This is a genomic window from Blautia sp. MSK18_10 (assembly GCF_020553185.1).
GTDB lineage: Bacteria > Bacillota > Clostridia > Lachnospirales > Lachnospiraceae > Blautia_A > Blautia_A wexlerae.
In genome coordinates this window covers 41,688-48,681 of sequence record NZ_JAJCGT010000026.1, presented here as the reverse complement: position 1 = coordinate 48,681, position 6,994 = coordinate 41,688, and the positions used below count along the sequence as shown (strand labels likewise).

Sequence of the window (6,994 nt, the reverse complement as noted above, 5' to 3'; positions counted from 1 at the left end):
ACGCGCGACCTTGCCAAGGTCGAGACCGCGGGTTCGAGCCCCGTCTATCGCTCTTGGGACTTCGGATTTTCCGAAGTCTTTTTTTATATTATAGGAAATTACTCCGTAATGTTCCTATAACATAAAAAAGCCCTTCGGGCAGGATCGCACTGCGGCGTAGAGGAATTATGTCGCTGAAGCGACCCGCCGCAGGCTGAGAATCCTGCTTGCAGGATTCTTTCTTATTCAGATTCAGTGTCTGAATCGCCGTAGAAGGTCAGAAGACAGAGTCCACAGATTCCTACCAGACCATATATGATTCTGGAAATCCAGCTCATGCTTCCGAAAAGGAGAGCAACCAGATTCAGATTGAAAAAACCGATCAGTCCCCAGTTAACAGCTCCGATGATGGAAATCGTCAGTGCCGTATATCTTAAACATTTACTTCCCATAAGTCACCATCCTTTCGTCTCCCTGTGGCTGCAGACAGCTCTGACAGGAATCATAAAGCTATTACATTTCATATTGTTCCATGGAAGACAAAAAATATGCACAGCAGGTTCAAATTAATTTTAAATCGCTGTGCATATTTTAACAGAATCAAATAAGTTCTCTGCCTCAATTGAGGAACTCTGTCTGACAATCGGATTATTTTACTTTAAGTATCTGTCTGGCAGTTGCATCCTCATCAAAGGAAAATGCCTCCTGTGCCTGAACTGTTACATCACTCTCATCTGTCAGTGTAAATGCCTGGCATACATTAACGGTCTGTCCGGGCTGAATCTCAGCTGTAAAATGATTGATCGCATCGTCATTATTCTCGGGAATCGCTGCCTCGCAGGATTCTCCATGCTGGTAAGCTTTTAGGCTGACATCAACCATTGCGCTGGATGCAGAGGAAGAATTATTGGTGTAATCGTAATAAACCATAATACATGGATTTCCGGCAAAGTCTTTGGTAATCGTATGTTTGGTATATTTGATCGTAAATTTTTCTGTTGTGAGATTAAGCGTATCATCTGCAGATGCTTCCGGTGCATTGGAAGAAGAACCTGAGGAATCTTCACCGTCCATATTGTTGAGGGAGTTGTTTATTTCCTCTTCAACACTCTTGAAGTTAGCTGACATGATTTTTACTGTCTCATCATCCAGGGAAACAATTTTCCATCCGGAATCTGTTTTGATCACCGGATAGGTGATATCTGTTTCGGAGAATACATCTTTTTCCACTTTTTTTGCCTGTTCACTCAGGATGGAAGCAAGTTTTGCATGTGTCTCTTCTTCTGTAAGCTGGTTTCCGGCATAAGCGTTGGAAACGATCTGACGGAGAAATTCAGTGATAGTCGCTTTATAAATATTAGTTCCGTCAATGTAAGTGATATGTGCTGTGACAGAAGCTGTACCATTCTGAATATCAAATCTGTTTTTCGTGATTTTATAAGTCATTTTTTTGTTGATCTCTGAGAAGAAATCTGTGTATGCGGCATCTCGGATATCAGCATTGTCCAGCGCAGTGAGATCACTGCTCTGAATCAGGGATTCCATCGTGTCGAAGTCCATTTTCTTCATGCTGTCAAGAAAATGTTCCACTGCTTTTCGTGGCTGCTGTCGCTGATAGAAATAGAAGCCGGTACCTCCTCCAATGGCGAAAATCAGGATCAGAATGAAAATGATCAGCCCGGCATGTCCTTTTTTATTACTTTTTGTCATATTGCCTCCTGTCTTAGAGTATGCTTGAAAAATGTTTTACGCAAGATGTGCGTCACAATTTGTGGGAATGATTTTTCAAACACACTTTAGAGCATAACTGCTCTGAAACGTATTATGTTAAAAAGTTTCAATTTTATATCTGCGTTACTGAGAACAGAGTGAACAGTAACGATATAATTGATTATATCAGAATGCGTTGACAATGGCAATTGTCTTACTTATAATCAAAATTATAGTAATCAGAGTGTTGCTGAGAACGGAGTGAACAGTAACATCGAAGCGGAAAAAATAAAGAATAATATGCGAAAATACAGAAAGAAGGCGTGGATCTATGAAGTATGAGAGTTCTTTTAAATCAGAAGCAGACGGGCTTGAGATTTCGGTCATGGCACTGATACCGGATAAGAAACCTTATCGTGCAGTTGTACAGCTGGTTCATGGAATGAGTGAGCATAAAGAGAGATATATTCCGTTTATGCAGTATCTGGCAAAGCTTGGATATGTGGTGGTGATCCATGATCACAGAGGACATGGAAAAAGTGTAAAACATCAGGATGATCTCGGCTTTACATACGGTGGGGGAGCACAGGCGATGCTTCAGGATATCCGAACAGTGAACAGGAAAATCCATGCATATTATCCGGAACTTCCGCTGATCCTGATGGGGCACAGTATGGGCTCACTAGCAGTGAGGGCATTTGTGGCAGAACATGACAGCTGCGTAGATATGCTGATCGTGTGCGGTTCTCCAAGCTACAATACTGCCATGCCTCTGGGAGTTGCCATTGCAAAGACAGAGAAAGCAGTCTTTGGACCGAGACACAGAAGTAAACTTATCGAAACAATGTCATTTGGTGCAGGGGCAATGAAATTCCGAAAGGATAAGAGGTGTACAGCCTGGATCTGTTCTGACCCTGATGTGGCGAAAGAATATGAGGAATCCGAATTGTGTGGTTTCACTTTTACGGACGATGCGTATCTGGCATTATTTGAACTGATGAAGCGTGCCTATGATGTGGAGCATTTTTCCTGTACAAATCCAGATATGCCGGTATTGTTTGTAAGCGGGGCTGAGGATCCCTGTCTGATCAATGTGCGCCATTTTGCAAAGACAGTGCGGGCTATGCGACGGGCCGGTTATAAAGATGTAAAGGGGAAACTGTATCCGGGAATGCGTCATGAAATTCTTAATGAGATCGGCAGGGAGCAGGTTTATCATGATATTGCTGTCTATATGAGAAAAAAAGGTTTCTGAGTGGATGTATAAAATGGAGAGATATCCGGTTAAACTATAACGATCTGTAACTATTTGTTGTTTGATGGCTGCGAATTGCTATAGAACCATTAAAATCCATTTTAAGAGAGGAGAACCGGATATTGGGAAAAAACAAAATGATATTGTTGCTGATACTTGTTTTCAGCATTGGCTGTGCAGGCTGTACGGAGAAAAATCCGGCGGCAGAACAGGGAGAACTTGTAAAAAATGAGAGACTGTCGGAGCAATTCGGCAGTCTTTCTCGCTGTTAAGGTATAAGACTTTACGTTTGAAAGAAAAAATGATAAGATAGTTTCATCTGTTAAGGTGTTGAACAGTTATAAAAGTTATAAATATGAGGAGGTTTTTATGGAGAAAAACGAAAACGAAGAACTGCTGGAACAAAGCCCGGCAGCGATTCAGCAGGAAGATACGCTGGAAATTGCAAAGAGCGGGAAAGAAGAGCCGGATACAGAAGAACAGAAAGTCTCCAATGGAAGATTTATACTCTGGAGTCTGGCGGGAGTGTATCTGTTGTATACAAGTTACAGTCTCTGTAAGGGATATGTGACAGGCGAAGAAGGAACAAGTATGGGATTTATGCTTGCCGGAATTGCATTTGCAGCTATTGGTGCTGGTCTGCTGTTTTTCGGCATTAAAAATATGCTCTCTGAAGAGAAGATCAAGAAAGCAAAAGCTGCGAAGAATGCGGCAATGGAAGCTGCCGCAGGCGGAGAACTGAAGAAAGAGGATGCATCCGGGCAGAACAGATCAATGAGCATTGCTGAAAGGGCTAATATGGTTAAGAATCTGGAAGACGAAGAGGAAGACGGGGAAAACGAGAAAGAATGAAAATATTGATCACATTGCTGAAACCGTTGTCTTTTTTACCGGCACTGCTGATGATGTATATCATCTTTTCGTTCTCAGCCCAGCCGGGTGAAGTTTCAGGTAATCTGAGCTATAAAATAAGTTATGAGATCATAGAAACGAAGAGCGAGCTTTTGTCAGAGAATCTGAGCAGTGAAGAGATTGCTTATAAGGCAGATGGAATTCACTATTATGTGAGAAAAGCGGCACATATGACAGAGTATTTTCTGCTGGCTATCGCTATTTCTTTTCCTTTATATGTCTATGGTGTGAGAGGAATCTGGCTGATGCTTCTTGCGGGAATTGTCTGTGTGGGATTTGCAGGGCTGGATGAGTATCATCAGTCTTTTGTGGATGCCCGTACACCTGCGGTAAAGGATGTGGGAATCGACAGTATAGGGGCGTTTATCGGAATACTTCTTGTTCAGGCATTCTGCTGGTCTGTACTGAATAATCCTAATAAAAAGAAGAAAAAAAGAAGTCATTAAATAATCAGGAAAAAATACATATTCAAAAAAGGAAAGACAAAAAGGAGCTGCCACATTAATGAGAACTTAATGTGATATGCTCCTTTTGACGTTATTGTTTACTGGTAATATCCCGTAAAGCGTGTTGCTGTGAACAGAGGGAACAGTAACCTTTTGACTTGAATGTACTCTCAATTTTATGCTGCGTTTAAGCCTGGATTTCTGAAAGTCTGTCCAGTCCGGCTTTGGTATGGCGGATAAAAATATCTCTGACCGCCTGGATCTCGCCAAGACCTTTCAGAGTACATTTGACAGAATATCCCTCTTTTTCCAGAATACTTTTCCAGGAATCATCGTCCTCTCCGGACATATCATTGGTAGCATGATCACCTGCGACGATCATAAAAGGTGCCAGATGAACATGAGCCGGATGCAGATTTTTTAATTTATCCAGAAAGCTTTCAATGGAGAAATCCCCTTCAACCGTTCCCATATGCATATTGGAATAGCCGAAATGCTTAAACAGTTCGTCCATCTCAGGATAAAGTTCATTGGCAACATGCTCTGTTCCATGTCCCATAAATAAGAGAATTTCATCAGAATCAGGGTGATATTCCTGTGCCATAGCCTGACAGACCTCTTCTTTGTCCTGCTTTGTAACCATCAGAGAATCACAGATAATGACAGAATCGAAATCCTTTTTATGTGCAAGAACTTTTTCTTTCATAGCATCACTCTCAAATCCGGTGATCACATAGGTTGGCTGTACAACGACATTTCGAATTCCGTCCGCTTTCAGCTGGGTCATTGCCTCATCAATATCCATAATGTGGATCCCGTCCCGCTTCTGGAGTTTGGCGCGGATACGGGGACTTGTCCATGCGCGGTATAACGGATATTCCGGAAATGCATGATGCAGGTCAGATTCAATCTGTTCAATTGTTTTTTTTCGCGTTTCTTCATAACTTGTGCCGAAGCTGATAACAAGAATTGCTGTTTTTTCAGTTACCCCCATTTTAAATCTCCTTATAATAAGTATATTGGCATTTACCACAACTGCCACTGACAGGTTTTCCGCAAAACAGATGTAGTGGCGGTAAAAGTTAATTGATTGCGCACTCATATAAAAAAGATGTCATGATAATAGACATTGTTTTTTATTATACAGGGAGTTATAGGGAAACACAAGTAAAAGCTATAGCAATCCTCTTAAATGTATTATTTACAAGGATTGCTATAAGTTACAGGCGTATCCGCCGATATTCAGTCTGACGCCTAAAGCGTCTGGAAGTACGCGACTTCAGTCGTGTGAGGTTTACAAATAGATTATGGATGGTATATAATGGCATGTGGAGTAAAAGCATAAGCAGACCAGAAACGGAATGTTTTTTGGGTGTTAATGCCATATTATTAAAAATATCAGGGAGGAAAAACTATGTATCAGTCATTTAAAGGTGGACTTGGTGGAATTGCTCTGGCAAAACATGGAAGAAGCCGTGCAATTAATGCAGAGAATCCACACGGAGAAAAAGGTAAAGGCGGAATGGCAGCGAGCCATCTGGGACCGTCCAGAAAAGGAAGTCCCTGCCTGAATGATATTGAGCCGGGTGCAACTGTAACTCTTGCAGAGATGGAAGGTCCGGGAGAAATCAATCATATCTGGATTACAGTGGATAACAAGACAACAGATGCAGATTGTTTTGTATTAAGGGATCTGGTTATCCGTATGTACTGGGATGATGAAGAGTATCCATCTGTAGAAAGTCCGCTCGGAGACTTCTTCTGCTGTGGATTTGGCAGAGAATGCATTGTAAATTCTGTACCGATGGCAGTAGTGCCAAACAGAGGATTTAACTGCTATTTCCCAATGCCGTTTAAAAAGAAAGCGAAGATTACATTAGAGAATCAGCATGCAAATAAAATTCCGGCATTTTTCTATCAGGTAGATTATTGTCTGTATGATGAACTTCCGGAAGATATCACTTATTTCCATGCACAGTGGAAAAGGGAGCGCCTGACAGAGAAACAGAAAGATTACACAATTCTCGATGGTGTAAAAGGAAAAGGGCATTATGTAGGAACTTATATTGCTCTGACAACACTGGAACGTTACTGGTGGGGAGAAGGCGAAGTAAAATTCTATATTGACGGAGATGACGAATATCCGACAATCTGCGGAACTGGTTCTGAAGATTATTTCGGAGGCTCCTGGAGTTTTGCAAAACAGGTAGACGGCAAGACTGTGGAACAAAATTATAATACACCATATCTGGGCTATCCGTATTATTCTGCTCATGATGAACTGATCCACAACTTCTATCATAATGATGACTGCCCTCCAATGAGAGGATTCTATCGTTGGCATATTCAGGATCCAATTTGCTTTGATGAGGATCTGCGTGTGACGATCCAGCAGATTGGTGTTGGATACAGAGGATTATTTGAGCGTCAGGATGACGTGGCAAGTGTTGCGTACTGGTATCAGACACATCCTCATGCACCGTTCGCACCATTGATGTCAAAAGAAGACAGATGGCCAAGATAAAACAGAGCTTCTTTGAACAGGCACAAAAATGTATAGACATTTATTATAAGTAAAAATATCCTGTATTGTTATAGATTAATAGGATACCTCTGAAATAGATATGGTGAACAGCCCAAATCTGTTTCAGAGGTATTTTTATGTCGGGCAGGGCTGCTGTTTTTGACCGCA

8 protein-coding genes are annotated in these 6,994 nt (G+C 41.6%); 5 read left to right on the top strand and 3 right to left on the bottom strand.

From position 1 onward, the window contains the following. Nucleotides 1-221 precede the first annotated feature (221 nt). Both LI074_RS11370 and LI074_RS11365 read right to left on the bottom strand, forming a co-directional pair. Entirely contained in the window at nucleotides 222-431 is a 210-nt protein-coding gene (locus tag LI074_RS11370; RefSeq protein WP_008705760.1) for a DUF378 domain-containing protein, read from the bottom strand. Nucleotides 432-627: 196 nt separating this feature from the next. After that, the gene (locus tag LI074_RS11365; protein ID WP_173698203.1) at nucleotides 628-1,689 is read right to left on the bottom strand and encodes a DUF5067 domain-containing protein; all 1,062 of its coding nucleotides are present in this window, start codon (nucleotides 1,687-1,689) and stop codon (nucleotides 628-630) included. A 331-nt stretch (nucleotides 1,690-2,020) separates the two neighbouring features. Here LI074_RS11365 and LI074_RS11360 point away from each other — a divergent pair, with 331 nt between their 5' ends. The 4 genes from LI074_RS11360 to LI074_RS11345 all read left to right on the top strand — a co-directional run bounded on the left by LI074_RS11360 (nucleotide 2,021) and on the right by LI074_RS11345 (nucleotide 4,302). Continuing rightward, complete coding sequence (locus LI074_RS11360) at nucleotides 2,021-2,944, top strand: alpha/beta fold hydrolase (protein WP_008705758.1); 924 nt, start codon at nucleotides 2,021-2,023, stop codon at nucleotides 2,942-2,944. Nucleotides 2,945-3,066: 122 nt separating this feature from the next. After that, nucleotides 3,067-3,216, top strand: coding sequence for a hypothetical protein (locus LI074_RS11355; protein ID WP_155513426.1), 150 nt, complete (start codon nucleotides 3,067-3,069; stop codon nucleotides 3,214-3,216). A gap of 97 nt (nucleotides 3,217-3,313) precedes the next feature. Next, nucleotides 3,314-3,796 carry a hypothetical protein gene (locus LI074_RS11350; RefSeq protein ID WP_173698202.1) on the top strand — a complete coding sequence of 161 codons (483 nt, stop codon included), beginning with the start codon at nucleotides 3,314-3,316 and terminating at the stop codon, nucleotides 3,794-3,796. Further along, on the top strand, nucleotides 3,793-4,302 hold the full coding sequence (locus LI074_RS11345; protein WP_025581246.1) for a VanZ family protein: 510 nt from the start codon (nucleotides 3,793-3,795) through the stop codon (nucleotides 4,300-4,302). Before LI074_RS11350 ends, LI074_RS11345 begins: the two co-directional genes overlap by 4 nt. Before the next feature lie 187 nt (nucleotides 4,303-4,489). Here the strand turns inward: LI074_RS11345 and LI074_RS11340 are convergent, their stop codons facing one another. Continuing rightward, nucleotides 4,490-5,296: a sirohydrochlorin cobaltochelatase gene (locus LI074_RS11340; RefSeq protein ID WP_161276643.1), complete on the bottom strand. Its 807-nt coding sequence runs from the start codon at nucleotides 5,294-5,296 to the stop codon at nucleotides 4,490-4,492. Nucleotides 5,297-5,716: 420 nt separating this feature from the next. Between LI074_RS11340 and LI074_RS11335 the strand changes: the two genes are divergently transcribed. Next, entirely contained in the window at nucleotides 5,717-6,826 is a 1,110-nt protein-coding gene (locus tag LI074_RS11335; RefSeq protein WP_055053489.1) for a glycoside hydrolase family 172 protein, read from the top strand. Nucleotides 6,827-6,994: the final 168 nt, after the last annotated feature.

What these genes read in the sequence shown, in the direction of transcription:
- LI074_RS11360 (WP_008705758.1), top strand. Translation starts at nt 2,021, where the DNA reads ATGAAGTATGAGAGTTCTTTTAAATCAGAAGCAGACGGGCTTGAGATT.
- LI074_RS11350 (WP_173698202.1), top strand. Translation starts at nt 3,314, where the DNA reads ATGGAGAAAAACGAAAACGAAGAACTGCTGGAACAAAGCCCGGCAGCG.
- LI074_RS11340 (WP_161276643.1), bottom strand. Translation starts at nt 5,296, where the DNA reads ATGGGGGTAACTGAAAAAACAGCAATTCTTGTTATCAGCTTCGGCACA.
- LI074_RS11345 (WP_025581246.1), top strand. Translation starts at nt 3,793, where the DNA reads ATGAAAATATTGATCACATTGCTGAAACCGTTGTCTTTTTTACCGGCA.
- LI074_RS11365 (WP_173698203.1), bottom strand. Translation starts at nt 1,689, where the DNA reads ATGACAAAAAGTAATAAAAAAGGACATGCCGGGCTGATCATTTTCATT.
- LI074_RS11370 (WP_008705760.1), bottom strand. Translation starts at nt 431, where the DNA reads ATGGGAAGTAAATGTTTAAGATATACGGCACTGACGATTTCCATCATC.
- LI074_RS11335 (WP_055053489.1), top strand. Translation starts at nt 5,717, where the DNA reads ATGTATCAGTCATTTAAAGGTGGACTTGGTGGAATTGCTCTGGCAAAA.